Source organism: Streptomyces exfoliatus, from assembly GCF_000725545.1.
GTDB classification, from domain to species: domain Bacteria; phylum Actinomycetota; class Actinomycetes; order Streptomycetales; family Streptomycetaceae; genus Streptomyces; species Streptomyces exfoliatus.
Map to the genome: position 1 here is coordinate 38,690 of NZ_JNZP01000023.1, position 15,924 is coordinate 54,613.

Here is a 15,924-nt window from a genome sequence, read left to right on the forward strand (position 1 = left end):
GTGGGGTCGGTGAGGTTGGTTGGGTCGGTGGACCGGGGTGTCGGGTCGACAGGGTCGACTCCTGCCTCTACGGCGTCACTTCGGACGGATCGCCCCCTTTTCGGCGAGCCAGTAGGACATCGCGTCGACCGAATCGATTGCGTTTTGGTGGGTGATGTCCGCCGCCTTGGCCGTCGTGGGATCCGGTCGCATGGCTAGGGCCCGGCAGGTGTCGGTCATCTCCCGATGGCGGGTCAGCACACGCGTCCAAATTCGCTGTCCTGCCGCGGAGGGCACGTCGAGGTAGGCGCCCGCCCGCCGCGTCGCCTGGTCCATCGCTCCACAGGCGTCCGTGACCCGGTCCATTGCCTGGAGAAAACCGGCGTCGTCGGTGGCCTCGCCCACGGCCGTGAAAGCGGCGCTGTACCGAAGTTCCACGGTCCGCAGCGCCTCGATGCGTTCCAGGCCGCCCGCCGCCGCCCACGCCTGGTGCTGGAGCCGGGACACCGCAGCCGAGGGCTCGGGCGCCGGGCGGTCCGGCACCAGGGCCGGCCGGGAGACCCGTCCGGACGCCGCGGACACGTCCACGGCGAGTGCTGTCGCTCCGATCCAGGTCACGACGGCGCCGACCGCGGCCAGGCGGACAGCACGCCGCCACTTCGGACGGAGCGGCCGCTCCTCGACCGGCGCGGGCCGCGCGTCCGGGTGCGGCCCGCCCTTGCGCCTGGTGGTCACCCGACGCACGAGCAGCGCGACGCCCCGGCCCGCGAGCCCGACGCCGCGACCCACGAAGGCGGCCAGGCCCGCCACCGGCGTGCCCAGGGCCACGGCGTAAGGAAGGTGGGCCTCCCGCGAGAGCGACCAGGCCACCGCCGACGACCCGCTGCCCGCGTTCGCCCGGACCAGGATGTGCGCGGCCACCACGCCCAACAATGCGGTGATACCCGCCGCCATCAGTCCGGTTGTCAGCCACCCGGAGTCGGTGAGCGCGGCGACGACGGCGGCGGTCAGGGCCATTGCGGCGCAGATCACCAGGACCGGCACCATCATCTGTGCGAGGCGGAGCGGCCCGACCGCCCCCGAGTCTCCGAGCTCCGCGTCCCGCAGCCAGGCCAGCGCCACGGCCAGCCCGGCCGAGCAGGCGATTCCGCCCGTCAGCCCGCCTGCCAGCCCGGCGACGGGCGACTGTCCCCCTCCACGTGCCCCTTCGCCGCCTGGGCGCGAGGCGGCGACCAGCGCGAGCACGGGCAGTGCCCAGAGAAGTACCTGCGCCCACCACAGACTCCCGGCACCCGTGAGCGTTCCGGGCAGCAGGCCCAGCACGGCGACGACGTGCCACAGCGGCCCGAGGTCCGAGGGCGGCAGTCCTGGCAGTCCGTACGAGGCCAGCACCCCGGCCGTCGTGAACGGCCAGCCGTCCGTGAGGACCTCGCCCACGGACCGCCACCAGTATTGGACCGAGGCGTACGCGAGCGCGGGCACCGCCAGGCCCGCAAGCATGGCCGGCCCCGGCGGATGTTCCCGCCGGGCCCGCAGCCACCACTCGGCGTTCTGCGTGGTCCACGTCATCAGCAGGACCAGCGCAGCCACCAGGATCAGCAGTGCCTCGGGGTGGGCGGGCAGCCACTGGTTCATCGCGGCGCGCGGCCCGGTCAGTTCCCCCACCACCACGCCGAGCCCGAGCCACAGGCCAACGGACCACCCCGAGGGGACCGTCCGCCCTGCCCGGAGCGCGTACAGCACGGCACGCCACAGCGCGACGCCGCCGATGCCGACAACCAGGCCCGCGACGAGCACGGCACCGGGCCACAGGAACTCGTACAACAGCGCGTTCAGGTGCCAGACCAGGATGTCGGCTGCCAGCCCCGTGAGGAGGAGAGGCAGCGCCCTCAGCGTGAATAGCACCTTCGGGTCGGCCAGGGAGGCGCGGCGCAGGGCCGGCGCAGGGTGCGTGCGCCAGAGCGCGGCGAACCGGACGAACGGTCTCCGCCACCCTTCCCCGGCGTGCTGGCGGGCGGCGCCGTCCTCCCACGGCTGCGCGCTCGCACCCCAGCGGGCGGCCATGAGGTCGGCGTAGATCTCGCGGTGGCGCAGGATCTCCAGTCGGGAGAGGTAGACCGCCAGGACCAGCAGGCCGCCGAGTAGTTGGGCGTGCGTGTTGAACGGGGCGTACATGCCCCGGACCTCCGCCGAGCCGCGCAGGAGGAGGACGTCCAGGCCGACGGCCGTCCACGGCAGCAGTACCAGCACGAGGAACACCCGCCACAGGGCTACGGTGGCGTAGGTGATGCCGATGTCCTTGTGGTGCAGGTGCGCCAGCTCGTGCAGCACCACAGCACGGAACCGCTCCTGTTCGCCGTCAGCGGTGACCACCAGGCCGCCGTCCAGGCGGATCACGGGCCGGCGCGGGCGGCCGAATGCGACGGCGCCGGTCGTCCGCGAGGCCGGATCGACAACAAAGCGGGGCGTGCGGTTGAGTCCGGCAACGGTCACCAGCTCGTCCAGCAGTGGCCGGAGGCGGCCGTGCACGTCCACGATGTCCAGGGGGACGACCCTGGTACGCCGGGTCCGCCACAGCGGCAGCAGCCGGTAGACGGCGGATGCCGCGGCGAGCGCCACGAGCCCGACGCCGACCGACACGAGGGTGAAGTCCTGCGCGAACCGAGCCGTGCATTCCTCCAGCGCGGCGGGCTGACGCCGGGACTGGACGAAGCTCGCGTTCGCCGACACGCTCGGGTCGATCCCCGCCGCCAGGTAACAGGCCACCTCCAGATTGGCCTTCTCGGGTGAGGCGAGGAGGTGCCAGACAGTCCGGGGGATCATGCTCACGCTGGCCGCGGCCAGCAGGGCCAAGATCAGCACGAAACGCAAGGTGGTGCCGGCCACGAGGACCCGCTCGTCGAGCGGGGCGGCGTCGGCAGGCTGCTCGGCGGCCCCTGCGCCGGGGGCGCCGGAGGATAAGACAACCATCAGTCCCCGGCCGGCCGTGTGGGTTCGTCCGGCTGTTCCGGCCCCTCCGGTACTCCGTCCCGCCTTGTGAATTCGTTCGGTTGTACCGGTGCGTCCGGCAACGCGGACCCGCTCGGGCGGACCGGTGTACGCGGAGCGAGCAGTTCGGGTGGGCCGTCTGGCTCAACCTCCGCTACGACCGCCGCCTCGGGCTCAGGCTCGGCCAGTACCAGCCGGGTCACCACCGCGTCGGCGATGACCGCCGCGCGCTCCGGCTCCAGCCCGCGCTGCGCGGCCATCGTCAGCACCGACCGTTGTACGAGCACGAGCTGCTCACGCGTCAGCGGTGGGATCACGACCGGCTCGGAGGCCGACCTGCGGAAGACCCTGCGCAGGGCGGCGCCGGTCCTGGCGACCCGGTTCTGCACCCAGGTCCCGACAATCTGCTGCGTGGCCTGGTCCACCGCCAGCCACACCACCGGGGTCACCAGCGCGGCGACCTCACCGAGCCCGAAGCCCAGAGGCTCCCGCCGCCGGACCTCGCCGCCCAGCCGCTGCACAGCCGTGGCGTCATCGAACCCGGCGAGACCCGCCAGCAGCGGCAGTTCCTCCGGGGCAACCTCGGTTACCACTTGCCGGACCAAATCGCGTACACGAAGCGCTTCAACGTCCACGACACCTCCACCGAGCCGCCGACCGACGACGCGAAACCAGAGAGTAGCGCTCCGGCGCCGCGCGGGGATCAGAACGCCATCTTCCGGAACGTGGCCGCGAGCCCAGTGGCGCTCAGCCCGCGGCGGCGCAGGTACCGAAGATCTCGGGGGTGTGGTCGACGTCCACGAAGCCGTGCTCCGCGGCGATCGCGTCGGCCCACCGCTCGACAGCCGGGCCGCCGACCTCCACCGCCCGGCCGCAGCCACGGCACACCAGGTTGTCGTGACACCGTCAGCTGACGGCCGGCGGCCTCGTCCAGGTCAGCGAGTTCACCCCTGACGACCAGCACTGGGCCTCTCGACGAGTAGCCCAGTGTCTCGTACGGCGACTTCCGGTCACGCTAAGCAATTGCCACTGGCCCCGCTGCAGTCTGCGTGCGTCAGCGGTCGCGCCCCGTTCGCCCGTTCGCGAGCGACCGGTCAGGATCGAAGAAGCGGAATCCGGCGGCCGACCGTAGCGTCGATCGCATGAACATCAACCTCTCGCAGTGCTTCATCGCCGTCGACGACCACGACAAGGCGCTCGCCTTCTACCGCGACGCCCTCGGTCTGGAAGTACGCAAGGACGTCGGTTTCGAAGGGATGCGCTGGGTGACCGTCGGGTCGCCCGCGCAGCCGGACGTGGACATCGTCCTGGAACCGCCGCTCGCCGACCCCAGCGCCTCCGCCGCCGACCGGCAGGCGATGACCGAGCTGCTCGCCAAGGGCCTGCTGCGCGCCGTGATCTTCTCCACGGACGACGTGGACGCCACCTTCGAACACATCCGGGCGGCGGGCGGCGACGTCCTCCAGGAGCCGGTCGACCAGCCGTACGGCGTCCGCGACTGCGCGTTCCGCGACCCGGCCGGCAACGTGGTCCGGTTCAGCAAGCCCCGCACCGCGTAGGCCTCCCCCCCAGCGCGTGACCCGCCCGGCCCTCCCGCGCGCGTGCCAGCATGTGTGCGTGCCCAACAGGGAGGCGGAGCATGCCGGTTGAACGCGTCTGGCTGGACGTGCCGTACGCCGAGAAGGACGCGGCGAAACGCGGCGGGGCCCGTTGGGATCCCGCCGCCAAACGGTGGTACGCGCCCCGGCCCGGGATGGCCGAACTGGCCCGGTGGGCCGCCGCCGCGGACGTCCCCGAGCTGCTGCCCGGCGAGGACCGGACCCTCGGCGACGGCCTCTTCGTCGATCTCGTGCCGCGGACCTGCTGGTTCACCCACGTCCGCTCCTGCGTGGCGCAGACGGACTGGGAGCGGCTGCGCCGGATGGTCACCCGCCGCGCCGGGCGGCGCTGCGAGGCCTGCGGGGCGGGCGAGGACCGGGAGACCCGCCGGTGGCTGGAGGTCCACGAGCGGTGGACCTTCGACGCGGCCGCCCGCGTCCAGATCCTCAAGCGGCTCATCTGCCTCTGCACCGACTGCCACACCGTCACCCACTTCGGCCTCGCCCAGGTGCGCGGCGTCGAGGAGCAGGCCTTCGCCCACCTGGTGAAGGTCACGGGGATGAGCGAGCCGCAGGCCCGCGAGCACGTCCGCGCCGCCTTCGACGTATGGGAGGACCGCTCCCGGTACGCCTGGGAGCTCGACCTCGGCATCCTCACCGGGGCGGGCATCGCCCTCGCCCCGCCGCCGGGGGCGGGCGAACGGGCCCAAGCCGCCGCCTCCGTGCCCCGCCAGTCGCCTCCCCCGCCCGCCCGCTCCGGCTTCCCCGCCCGCAAGGGCGGTGAGCGGGCATGACGAGCCCCCTCCCCCCGCCTCTGACCGGCCGGCCCTCAGGCCGGTCCTGCCGGGAGCCCCGCCCAGGCCGTCAGCGTCTCGTAATCGGTCGCCGTGAGCCCACGGCAGGGGTCCACGCGGTGGAGCAGCGCCCGGCCCGGGTGGTGGGCGGTGACCCACTCGCGGTCGGCGGCGCCTATCTCGTCATCGACCCACGCGAACGGCCGCCCGGCGGCGTACGCCACGAGCGCCGCCGTCTTCCAGTGGCGGCCCGCCGCCGGCGCGGGATCCTCGTCCGGCCACCGCACCAGGGGCAGAGCGGGCAGCCCGAGGCGCGGGGCGATCCAGGAGTTCGCGTCCTCCTGCCAGGTCGTCGCCCACACCAGCGCGTACGGCAGTGCCGCGAGCCGCGGTCCCTGCGCGGGGTCGAGCCGCGCGAGGAGCGGGCTCACGGACGCGGGCGGGGCGGGCGGGTACGTGGGGTGAGCCCCGCCGCTCGCCCCGAAGGGGATGAGCGGCCCGTCCACGTCCAGGAAGAGCAGCGGCGCGATCGTCATGCCTCCATCGTGACGAAGCCGGAGCATGCCCGAGGTCCGGGGCACGACCGAGGTCCGGGGCACGACCGAGGTCCGGAGCATGCCCGAGGTCGGGGTACGACCGAGGTCGGGTGCGACCGCAGTCCGGAGCACGACCGGGGTCCGGGCCCCGGCCCCCACTCGTCCGCTTCTCGATAATCCGCGACGGATCGACCCTGGTTACCCTGGGAGGCATGACAGCCATGGCACCCACCCGGACCGAGCCCGACCTCTCCTACCTCCTCGACCACACCAGCCACGTGTTGCGGACCCGGATGGCCGCCGAACTCGGCGCCATCGGGCTCACCCCCCGCATGCACTGCGTCCTGACCCACGCCCTGGAGGAGGAGCGCACCCAGGCGCAGCTCGCGGAGATCGGTGACATGGACAAGACCACCATGGTGGTCACCGTCGACGCCCTGGAGAAGGCCGGGCTCGCCGAGCGCCGGCCGTCGAGCACCGACCGGCGGGCGCGGATCATCGCCGTGACGGAGGCGGGGGCGAAGGTCGCCAGGGAGAGCCAGAAGATCGTCGACGGCGTGCACCAGGGCGCCCTCTCCTCCCTCCCCGACGACGAGCGCACCGCCCTGCTGCGCGCCCTGAACCGCCTGGCCACCGGCCACCTGGAGACCCCGGTCGAGGGCCCGAAGGCGACCCGCCGCGCACGCCAGCGCGCCTGACCCCCGGAACACGTTCCGTAAAAAATAGTCTGCAACAAAACCTTCTGCTAATGTCACTCCTGTTGCCCCCACCGAACAGGAGTGACCCTCATGCCCTCCCCGGCCCGCCCCTCCACCCGCGCCCTCTCCCCCGGAGTCGCCCTCGGCGTCCTCTCCACGGGCATGCTCATGACCGTCCTCGACGGCAGCATCGTCACCGTCGCGATGCCCGCCATTCAGGGCGACCTCGGCTTCACCCCCGTCGGCCTCAGCTGGGTCGTCAACGCCTACCTCATCGCCTTCGGCTCGCTCCTCCTCCTCGCCGGCCGCCTCGGCGACCTGATCGGGCGCAAGCGGATGTTCCTCGCGGGCACCGGGATCTTCACCGCCGCCTCCCTCCTCGCCGGGGTCGCCGCCTCCCCCGAGGTCCTCATCGCCGCCCGCTTCCTCCAGGGCGTCGGCAGCGCGATGTCCTCCGCGGTCGGGCTCGGCATCCTCGTCACCCTCTTCACCGCGCCCCGCGAACGGGCCCGGGCCATCGCCGTGTTCAGCTTCACCGGCGCCGCCGGCGCCTCCCTCGGCCAGGTCCTCGGCGGTGTCCTCACCGACGCGCTCACCTGGAACTGGATCTTCTTCATCAACCTGCCCATCGGCATCGCCACCCTCCTCGTGGCCCTCCGCGCCCTCCCCTCCGACCGCGGCCTCGGGCTCGGCGCCGGCGCCGACGTCATCGGCGCGCTGCTCGTCACCACGGGTCTCATGACCGGCATCTACGCGGTCGTCAAGATCGAGGAGTACGGGGCCGGTTCGGCGCACACCCTGGGTCTCGGGGCCCTCGCCCTCGTCCTCCTGGCCGGGTTCCTCGTCCGCCAGGCGAAGGCGGCGAACCCGCTCATGCCGCTGCGCGTCCTCCGCTCGCGGAGCGTCTCCGGCGCCAACGCCGTCCAGATGCTGATGGTCGCCGCGCTCTTCTCCTTCCAGATCCTCGTCGCCCTCTACCTGCAGAAGGTCCGCGGCTACGGAGCCGCCGAGACCGGCCTCGCGATGCTGCCCGCCGCGCTCGTCATCGGCGCCGTCTCGCTCGGCGTCTCGGCCCGCCTCATCGCCCGCTTCGGCGAGCGGAACATCCTCCTCACCGGCCTCCTCCTGCTCGTCGGCGTCCTCGGCCTGCTGACCCGCCTCCCCGTCCAGGCCGACTACGTCACCGACCTGCTCCCCGTGATGCTGCTCGCCGCCGGCTTCGGCCTGGCGCTCCCCGCCCTCACCTCGCTCGCCATGTCGGGTGCCGAGGAGAAGGACGCGGGTCTGGCCTCCGGTCTCTTCAACACCACCCAGCAGATCGGCATGGCGCTCGGTGTCGCGGTCCTCTCCACCCTGGCCGCCTCCCGCACCGAGTCCCTCACCGAGGCGGGCAGGCCCGCCGCCGAGGCCCTGACCGGCGGCTACCACCTGGCGTTCGGCGTCGGCGCCGGTCTCCTCCTCGTCGCCCTGGCCCTCACGTTCACCGTCCTGCGCCGCCCGACCGCCCACCGTCCGGAAGCCCCGCAGGCGGCCGAAGCGGTCCAGGCACCCGAGGCGACCACGGCGCCGAACCCCCCGAAGGCCCTCGCGACCCACTGAGAAGCGCGGTGCAGGGCACGGCCCCGAAGGCGGCGACGAGCACGGCGGCGAGCACGGCGACAACGGCGCCATGAGAGCCGACCGACTCGTCGCCGCCCTGCTCTTCCGATGGGCCGCCGGCCGTCGGGGGAGCGTTCCCCGTACTCCTGGAACCGCCCGATGCGCGGGCGGCCCTGAGCCGTATCGGCATCGAACTCACCTCGCTGTACGAGGTGTAGAGGCCGCCTCACTCCGGCCTCAGCCACCCCGGAAGCTCTGCCGCGTGCACCAGGGTCAGCCTGGACACCGCCCGGGTGAGCACCACGTACAGCCGGTTCGCTCCGCGCGCCTCGGCCGCCACGATCGCGGCGGGCTCGACCACCACGACGTGGTCGAACTCCAGGCCCTTGACGCCCGTCGCGGGCAGCACCGTCACCCGCTCCCCCGCCCCGCAGGCGCGCACCGCCTCCCGCACCGGGCCGGCCAGGCCGTCGGCCGTGATCACGCCCACCGAGCCCTCTCGCGCGAGCGCGTCCCGCACGGCCTCGCGGGTCGCGGCGAGGAGGTCCGTCGTCCGCCGGACCTCCACCTCACCGTCCCTCCGGACGGAGCGGCCCGCCGGTACGTCCGCGCCGAGGTGCGGAAGGAGCCGGTTGGCGAGGTCCACGATGGCCGCCGGGACGCGGTGGCCGAGGGTCAGCGGCACCACGGGCGCCTCGGCCTTGCCCAGGTGGGCGAGTTGCTCACGCCAGCTGCGGGCGGCCCACGGGGTGGTGCCCTGGGCGAGGTCCCCGAGGACGGTGAGCGAGCCGAAGGCGGTGCGGCGGGCGATGGCCCGGCACTGCATGGGCGAAAGGTCCTGGGCCTCGTCGACGACGACGTGGCCGTAGCTCTCGGGACGTTCGACGAGGCCGGCCAGCTCGTCGAGCAGGACGAGGTCGGCGGCGGTCCAGCGCGCCGAGCGGTACGAGCGCGGCGGCCGGTCCCACCGGATCGCGGCCCGCTCGGCCTCCGTCAGAACGGGATCGGAAGGGTCGGCCAGCACCCCCGCGAGCACCTCCTCCGGGCTCGTCCTCGGCCAGCACGCGTCGAGGAACGCGGTCACCGCCCGCGCCCGCTCGATCCGCCGCGCCCAGGCCGCGCCCATCGGCCCCGACCGGCGCTCGGCTCGCAGCTGGAGGGCCCGTACGACCCGGGCGCGGACCCGCTCGCGGCCCGTCGCGTAGGGCGGCGCCTCCTCCCGTACGGCCGCGACGATCTCGGCGAGCAGGGCGGCCGGCAGCCGCCAGTGGTACGAGCCGTCGGGGACGGCGAGGTCGGCCGCCGGGGCCGGATCGACCCGGCCGTACAACGCGCGGTGCAGCACCCGGGCCATCCGGGCGTCGTGCTTGACGAGGGCGGCGGCCTCGCCGTCCTCGGCGCGCACCGGATGGCGGGCGATCTCCTCGTCGAGTGTGGCCTGCCGGATGCCGGTCTCGCCGAGCGCCGGGAGCACCTCGGAGATGTACGAGAGGAAAGCGCGGTGCGGGCCGAGGACGAGGAGGCCGGAGCGGCGGATCCGCTGCGGGTGGGTGTAGAGGAGGTACGCGGCCCGGTGCAGGCCCACGGCGGTCTTGCCGGTGCCGGGCGCGCCCTGGACGCACAGGGAGGCGGCCGGTTCGGAGCGTACGAGGTCGTCCTGGTCGGGCTGGATCGTGGCAGCGATGTCCCGCATGGGCCCGACCCGTGGGCGCTCGATCTCCCCGGCGAGGAGGGCGCTGACCGTCACCGCCCCGCCGGCCGTGAGGTGTTCGTCCTCCAGGGCGGTCAGGTCCTCCGAGGCGCCCCGGCTCTGCGGGGCCCATCCGAAGCGGCGGCGCCGGAGGACGCCCTGCGGGTCGTGGGCGCCGGCCTGGTAGTAGGCGCGGGAGACGGGGGCGCGCCAGTCGACGACGAGCGGCGGGGCGGCGGGGTCCTCGGCGATCCGGCGGCGGCCGATGTGGTGGGTCTGCCCGTCCTCGCGGTCGAGGCGTCCGAAGAACAGGGGGCCCGGCGGCTGCTCCCGCATCTCCTTGGCGCGGCTGCGGAGGTGTCTGCCGAGCGCCTCGGCGTCGGCGCCGGACGCGGCGGTGTCCTCGCCGGTGACGACCTGTTCGGCCACGTCCTCGGTCATCCGGGTCAGGGCGGCGCGGCAGGCGTCGTGGTGGGAGCGTTCGCGCACGAGCTCAAGGTCCAGTGACGTCATTCCGAGAAGCCTAACGGAAAACGTTACTGGGTTACATTCTTTACTTGTTCACGCAGCGGGTGCGGGCCGGCCGGCACTCAGTAAGGAAGCCCCTCGCGCAGCGCATGGAACGCGAGCTCCGCCGCCGCCACCGCGTCCGCCTCCACCGCCTCGACCGTCTCCCCGCCCGCGATCCGGGCCGTGTTCTCCTCCGCGAGGATGCGCAGCACGGTCACGATCTGCCCGGCGGCGAGCCGTGCGCCCAGAGGGTCACCGGCGAGCGCGTCCGCGAGGGCCGCCTCCGACCTCAGCTGATAGGCGTGCATGCGGGCCACCAGGGCCGGCGTGCCGTACAGCAGCCGCAGATACGCCAGGACGGCCGGATGGTCGCAGAGTCCGGTGACGGGATCGCGCCGGGCGAGCCCGTCGCGCAGGTGCGCGTACAGCGCGTCGAGCGGGGCGGTGCCGGTGCGGCGCCCGGCGACCACCACACGGGCCGCCTCGTCCTCGTGATCGGCGAACCGGTGGAGGGCCAGGTCCTCCTTGGCGGGGAAGTACCGGAAGAGCGTCGGCTTCGAGACTTCCGCCGCGGCGGCCACCTCGGCGACCGAGACCGCGTCGAAGCCCCGTTCCAGGAAGAGCGCGACGGCGGCGTCGGACAGGGCCTGCCGGGTGCGCTCCTTCTTCCGCTCGCGCAGCCCGTCACCCCTGCCGCCCTCGCCACCTGCCATGACCCGCCGCCTCCCGGCACTCACACGCCCGACGTTCGATCCTAGTGACGCGCGAGGCCCGGGCGGAAACGCGTCCCCGATCCCGTACCGCAGGGGTATCGGGATCGGCAGCGGAAGAGGGACGGGTCAGAAGATGTCCGGCGAGAAGGGCCGCAGCGGCGTACGGAACAGCAGGTCGGCGCGCGCGGCGGCGCCCGCCGTCAGTTCCTCGACGCGCCCGAGCCGGCAGAGCCGTACCGCCGACTCGTCACCGAAGGCGAGCGTGCCCAGCTCGGCGATGTCGAAGGCGAGATCGGCGGTCTCGTCCGTACGGGCGCACGAGACGCCGTCCGGGGAGGCGTCGAGCCGGTAGCGGCCGCCCGCGAACCCGTCCCGGTCCCGCACGTCGAGGACGAGGCCGTCCGTCACCGGGTACGTCCGGCTCTCCAGGAGCCGGACGACGTCCAGGACCCGGACCCACAGCATGTCCGCGTGCGTCAGCGTCCTCGCGGCGCGCGGGTCCGGCAGCAGCAGCGGCAGCGGGTCGTCGGGGGCCCGGTACCCGGAGCGGACCGTGTTGATCCAGTCGATGGAGCAGAGGAAGTGCCAGAGGGCGCGCTCGGCGGCCGGGGTGCAGGCGATCAGGTCCCGCACCGTCGCGGTGTTCAGCGGCTGCTTGGCGTCGTCCCACTTGTCGTCGGCCGTGTAGGCCACATAGCCCTCGACCTCGCCGGACTCCGCGCGGTACACCGCGTGGAACCGCTCGCGCCACGGCTCCTCCTGCACGCCGAGGCCGGTACGAAGCTCCCAGTCACGCGTACTGCGGCTGGTCATCCCGGCCCGGACGGCGGCGAGACGCGCGTGCACCTCCGGGCCGACCTTGCGGATCTCCTCGGCGTCGGTCAGGTCGATCCGGCCGCCGTCCTCCGGGCGGCCCGAGCGGCGCGGGTCGAGCCCCGCCCTGCGGACGTCCACGCTCCACTCGGTGATCCAGCTCGCCGCGCCGAAGCCGAACCGCCCGTAGATGGGGTACTCGGCGGCGATCAGCGTCGCGACCGCGTCGCCCCGCTCCTTCGCGTCGGACAGGTCGGCGGCCATCATCCGGCTGAGCAGGCCGCGCCTGCGGTGCGTCGGGGAAACCGTGACCTGGCTGATCGCGTCGGCGGTGACACTGCCCCCGCCGACCGTGCTGACCTCCTGCCGGAACGACCGGAAGGTGGCGACGATCCGGCCACGGTCGAAGGCGCCCAGCGTCCGCGCCAGGTCGACGTGCGCAAGCCGGTCGGCGGCCTCCTCGTCGGACACGACGGGCGGGCGGAGGAACCCGGTGCGCAGGGCCCGCTGCCAGTCGGGGAACTCGGACTCCGCCACCGTGCGTACGTCGACAGTCATCCTCCGACCCTACGCACGGCCCTTTCGCGCCCGCACCCGAGTTTCCGCACGCTCCTGACCGGGTCAGGCCAGCAGGTCGTCGACCTGGGCCTCGCCCTCCCGGTAGCGGCGGGCGATCTCCGCGCTGCAGTCGTCGGCGGTCCGCTGGAGGTGCTGCCGACGCCGGGAGATCTGCTGCTCGTAGCCCGCGAGCCGCCCCATCGCCGTGTGCAGCTCGTCGTCCGTACGGGCCGACAGGTCCGACAGCTCGACCTCCGACAGCATCTCGGACGCGAGCCGCCGGTACTCCTCGCTCCGCGGCGTCGACAGCGTCACGTGCCGGGCCGAACTGCGATGCCGCGACGGCACGTCGGCCAGGATCTCGGAGAGCCGGTCCAGGACCGGTGACTCGGGATCGGTCCGCCGCGCCAGCTCGGCCCGCAGGATGTCGATCCGCCCCTGGAGCATCCTCCGCACATAGCTCAGGTCGGCCTCGTCGCTCTGCGCCTCCCGGCGCAGCGCCCGCAGCTCGGGCAGCCGCAGCGCCCCGAGGTCCGGCTGCGCCCGGTCCGGCAGGGCCGGTTCGGCGGTCCGCTGCACGGGTGGGCGCGTGGCCGGGCCTCCGCCCGGTCCACCGCCGCCCCTGGTTCCGGCGCGGATCAGAGGTACGGGGCCGAACGGCGTCGGCCCGGTGCCATGTGCACTCATGAGAATCGTCCCCTCGACCGGTGCGGAGCCGCACCGCCTGACACGCATGGTGCCACTCCTGCCCGCGCGCGTGCAGGCGCTCTGCACCCGTTCGGCCCCTCATCCACCGGCCTGCGGGCGACTCGGTAGGTTGGGGCGCATGCGTGCAGTGGTGCAGAGGGTCGACGGCGCGAGTGTCGTCGTCGCAGGGGAGACCGTCGGTGAGATCACCGGCGAGGGGCTGTGTGTGCTGGTCGGGGTGACCCACGAGGACACCCCGGAGAAGGCCGCCCAATTGGCCAGAAAGCTCTGGTCCGTCCGGGTACTGGACGACGAGAAGTCATGCTCGGACGTGAACGCGCCGCTGCTCGTGATCTCTCAGTTCACGCTCTACGGGGACGCCCGCAAGGGCCGCCGGCCCACCTGGAACGCCGCCGCGCCCGGCCCCGTCGCCGAACCCCTCGTGGACGAGGTCGTGCACCGTCTGCGGGAACTCGGCGCGCACGTGGAGACGGGCCGCTTCGGAGCGGACATGCGCGTCTCACTCACGAACCACGGCCCGTTCACGGTACTGATCGAGGTCTGACCCCGAGGTCTGACCCCGAGGTCTCTGACCCGAGGTCCGACCCCCGAGGTCTCTGACCCCGAGGTCGCGTCCTACGGCCCTACGGCTCGACGACGACCTCCTGCGCCGCCGCCGTCGTCCCGACGATCAGCGGCGCGTCCACGGGTACGTTCCGCTTCACCAGGGCGAGGGCGATCGGCCCCAGCTCGTGGTGGCGGGCGGAGGTCGTCACGAAGCCGAGCTGTCGGCCCTCCTCCCCGTCGGCCGCGAGCCGCACCGGGGTGCCGTGCCCCGGCAGGAGCACCTCGCTGCCGTCCAGGTGGAGGAAGACGAGGCGGCGCGGCGGCTTCCCCAGGTTCTGCACCCGGGCGACGGTCTCCTGCCCCCGGTAGCAGCCCTTCTGGAGGTGGACGGCGCTGCCGATGAGACCGACCTCGTGCGGGATCGTCCGGTGGTCGGTCTCGAAGCCGAGCCGCGGCCGGTGCGCCTCGACGCGCAGCGCCTCGTACGCCAGGATCCCGGCGGCCGGCCCGTGGGAGTCGGCGAAGGACTCCAGGTCCGGGCGCGGCAGGAACAGGTCGCGGCCGTACGGGGTCTCCCGTACGACGACACCCTCGGGCACCTCGGCGATGGAACCGGCCGGAAGGTGCACGAGCGCGATCTCGTCCGTACGGTCGGCGACCTCCACCCGGTAGAAGAACTTCATCGACTCCAGGTACGCGACGAGCTCCTCCCGCGTCCCCGGCTCGACGTGCGCCCACAGCGTCTCGCCGTCGTCGACGAGGTACAGGGCGTGCTCGATGTGCCCGTTCGCGGAGAGTACGAGCGCCTCGGTGGCCCGGTGGGGCGGCAGGTCCGTCACGTGCTGGGTGACGAGCAGGTGCAGCCAGCTCAGCCGGTCGTCACCGGTGACCGTGACGACACCACGGTGCGAGAGGTCGACGAAGCCGTGGCCTTCGGCGAGGGTGCGCTGTTCACGGAACAGGTCGCCGTAGTGCGCGGCGACACCTTCGTCGCGGCCTTCGGCGGCGACGGCACCCGGGAGCGACAGCAGAGGGCTCTTCATGAGGGAAAGCCTACGACTCGCCTACGACTCCGCGCCGGTTGCCTTCCCAGCGCAGTCCCCGCACCGCCCGAAGATCGCGAAGTGCTTCATGTCCGTCTCGAAGCCGAAGGTCTCCCGGAGCTTCCCGGTGAACTCGGCGGCCACCTCGACGTCCGCCTCGATCACCCCGGAACAGTCCCGGCAGACCAGGTGCAGATGGTGGTGCCGGTCGGCGAGGTGGTACGTCGGAGCCCCGTGCCCCAGATGGGCGTGGCTCACCAGCCCGAGCTCCTCCAGGAGCTCCAGGGTCCGGTAGACGGTGGAGATGTTCACCCCCGACGCGGTCCTGCGGACCTCGACGAGGATGTCGTCGGGCGTCGCGTGCTCCAGCGCGTCGACGGCCTCCAGGACAAGCTGACGCTGCGGCGTCAGCCGATAGCCGCGCTGCCGCAGGTCGCTTTTCCAGTCGGTGCTCACCACGCCCTCCAGTGTAGGAGGGCGCGGCACGCGCCTAATAGGTCTCTAGCGGAAGAACGCGATGCCGTCGTCAGGCAGGTCGCCGAGGTTGCGGGCCATGTCGGCGACCTCCTCCGGCGTCACGACCTTCTTCAGGTGCGCCGACATGTACGGCCGCAGCGGGACCTCGGGGGTCGCCTTCTCGCCCACCCACATGAGGTCGCTCTTGACGTAGCCGTAGAGGCGCTTGCCACCGGAGTACGGGCCGGAGGCCGCGGTCCTGGCGACGGCGTCCGTCGCCAGGTCGATCTGCGGCTTCTGGTCGGCGAGCTCGCCGTACCAGATCTCGACGACGCCGTCGTCGCGGACCATGACGACCTCGACCTTGCGGTCCTTGTCGATGCGCCAGTAGCCGCTCTCGCTCTCCAGCGGGCGGACCTTGTTGCCCTCGTTGTCCAGGACCCAGGAGTGGGAGTGGTACTCGACGAAGTCCCGGCCGTCGTGGCTGAACGTCACGGACTGGCCGAAGTTGCACTTCTCGGCGCCGGGGAAGTCGGAGACGCCCGCGCCCTCCCACGTGCCGAGCAGGAACGCGAGGGGGACGAGGTCCGGATTGAGGTCGGACGGGATCTCGATCATGAGCAGCTCTGGCGTTCTCTAGAAGTGGTTAGCGCTGGCCCTGGTACAGCTTCTTCACAGCCAGTCCGGTGAAGGCG

General features: G+C 73.0%; 15 protein-coding genes and 1 pseudogene. 5 read left to right on the forward strand and 11 right to left on the reverse strand.

Annotated features, from left to right (window positions below; translation table 11 throughout):
• Nucleotides 1–75: 75 nt before the first annotated feature.
• From IO20_RS0125920 to IO20_RS39875, 3 genes and pseudogenes are all read right to left on the reverse strand, one after another.
• Nucleotides 76–2,949, reverse strand: coding sequence for a M48 family metalloprotease (locus tag IO20_RS0125920; protein WP_030554298.1), 2,874 nt, complete (start codon nucleotides 2,947–2,949; stop codon nucleotides 76–78).
• Nucleotides 2,949–3,602, reverse strand: a complete 654-nt coding sequence (locus IO20_RS41550) for a hypothetical protein (protein ID WP_063761440.1) — start codon at nucleotides 3,600–3,602, stop codon at nucleotides 2,949–2,951. The genes IO20_RS0125920 and IO20_RS41550 overlap by 1 nt, the downstream gene beginning before the upstream one ends.
• A 112-nt stretch (nucleotides 3,603–3,714) precedes the next feature.
• Nucleotides 3,715–3,867 (reverse strand): annotated as a pseudogene (locus IO20_RS39875) (transcriptional repressor); the annotation flags it as partial.
• A 242-nt stretch (nucleotides 3,868–4,109) separates the two neighbouring features.
• On the opposite strand from IO20_RS39875, the gene IO20_RS0125935 reads away from it, so the two are divergent.
• Together IO20_RS0125935 and IO20_RS0125940 are read left to right on the forward strand one after the other, a co-directional pair.
• Entirely contained in the window at nucleotides 4,110–4,526 is a 417-nt protein-coding gene (locus IO20_RS0125935) for a VOC family protein (protein WP_030554301.1), read from the forward strand.
• An 80-nt stretch (nucleotides 4,527–4,606) separates the two neighbouring features.
• Nucleotides 4,607–5,359: a DUF5710 domain-containing protein gene (locus IO20_RS0125940; RefSeq protein WP_051874694.1), complete on the forward strand. Its 753-nt coding sequence runs from the start codon at nucleotides 4,607–4,609 to the stop codon at nucleotides 5,357–5,359.
• A 35-nt stretch (nucleotides 5,360–5,394) separates the two neighbouring features.
• Here the strand turns inward: IO20_RS0125940 and IO20_RS0125945 are convergent, their stop codons facing one another.
• Nucleotides 5,395–5,895: an HAD domain-containing protein gene (locus tag IO20_RS0125945; RefSeq protein ID WP_030554305.1), complete on the reverse strand. Its 501-nt coding sequence runs from the start codon at nucleotides 5,893–5,895 to the stop codon at nucleotides 5,395–5,397.
• Nucleotides 5,896–6,107: 212 nt separating this feature from the next.
• On the opposite strand from IO20_RS0125945, the gene IO20_RS0125950 reads away from it, so the two are divergent.
• A complete protein-coding gene (locus IO20_RS0125950; RefSeq protein ID WP_030554307.1) occupies nucleotides 6,108–6,593 on the forward strand; it encodes a MarR family winged helix-turn-helix transcriptional regulator in 486 nt (161 codons plus the stop codon).
• Nucleotides 6,594–6,683: 90 nt separating this feature from the next.
• Nucleotides 6,684–8,192 (forward strand): MFS transporter, encoded by a 1,509-nt coding sequence (locus IO20_RS0125955; RefSeq protein ID WP_051874695.1) that lies wholly within the window; start codon nucleotides 6,684–6,686, stop codon nucleotides 8,190–8,192.
• A 226-nt stretch (nucleotides 8,193–8,418) separates the two neighbouring features.
• Here IO20_RS0125955 and IO20_RS0125960 read toward each other — a convergent pair whose 3' ends face one another.
• The 4 genes from IO20_RS0125960 to IO20_RS0125975 form a co-directional block, all read right to left on the reverse strand.
• Nucleotides 8,419–10,395 (reverse strand): HelD family protein, encoded by a 1,977-nt coding sequence (locus IO20_RS0125960; RefSeq protein ID WP_030554310.1) that lies wholly within the window; start codon nucleotides 10,393–10,395, stop codon nucleotides 8,419–8,421.
• 77 nt (nucleotides 10,396–10,472) lie between these two features.
• On the reverse strand, nucleotides 10,473–11,105 hold the full coding sequence (locus tag IO20_RS0125965; protein ID WP_030554311.1) for a TetR/AcrR family transcriptional regulator: 633 nt from the start codon (nucleotides 11,103–11,105) through the stop codon (nucleotides 10,473–10,475).
• 126 nt (nucleotides 11,106–11,231) lie between these two features.
• Entirely contained in the window at nucleotides 11,232–12,476 is a 1,245-nt protein-coding gene (locus IO20_RS0125970) for a GNAT family N-acetyltransferase (RefSeq protein ID WP_030554312.1), read from the reverse strand.
• 63 nt (nucleotides 12,477–12,539) lie between these two features.
• Entirely contained in the window at nucleotides 12,540–13,163 is a 624-nt protein-coding gene (locus IO20_RS0125975) for an RsiG family protein (RefSeq protein ID WP_030554313.1), read from the reverse strand.
• Nucleotides 13,164–13,302: 139 nt separating this feature from the next.
• On the opposite strand from IO20_RS0125975, the gene dtd reads away from it, so the two are divergent.
• Nucleotides 13,303–13,728, forward strand: a complete 426-nt coding sequence (gene dtd, locus IO20_RS0125980) for a D-aminoacyl-tRNA deacylase (protein WP_030218900.1) — start codon at nucleotides 13,303–13,305, stop codon at nucleotides 13,726–13,728.
• Nucleotides 13,729–13,807: 79 nt separating this feature from the next.
• On the opposite strand, the gene ygfZ is transcribed toward dtd, so the two are convergent.
• From ygfZ to IO20_RS0125995, 3 genes are read right to left on the reverse strand one after another with little or no spacing between them, the layout of a single operon-like run.
• Complete coding sequence (gene ygfZ, locus IO20_RS0125985; RefSeq protein ID WP_030554314.1) at nucleotides 13,808–14,773, reverse strand: CAF17-like 4Fe-4S cluster assembly/insertion protein YgfZ; 966 nt, start codon at nucleotides 14,771–14,773, stop codon at nucleotides 13,808–13,810.
• Nucleotides 14,774–14,794: 21 nt separating this feature from the next.
• Nucleotides 14,795–15,232 carry a Fur family transcriptional regulator gene (locus tag IO20_RS0125990; RefSeq protein ID WP_030554316.1) on the reverse strand — a complete coding sequence of 146 codons (438 nt, stop codon included), beginning with the start codon at nucleotides 15,230–15,232 and terminating at the stop codon, nucleotides 14,795–14,797.
• A 42-nt stretch (nucleotides 15,233–15,274) separates the two neighbouring features.
• Nucleotides 15,275–15,847, reverse strand: coding sequence for a heme-binding beta-barrel domain-containing protein (locus tag IO20_RS0125995; RefSeq protein WP_030218907.1), 573 nt, complete (start codon nucleotides 15,845–15,847; stop codon nucleotides 15,275–15,277).
• Between the last annotated feature and the right edge of the window lie 77 nt (nucleotides 15,848–15,924).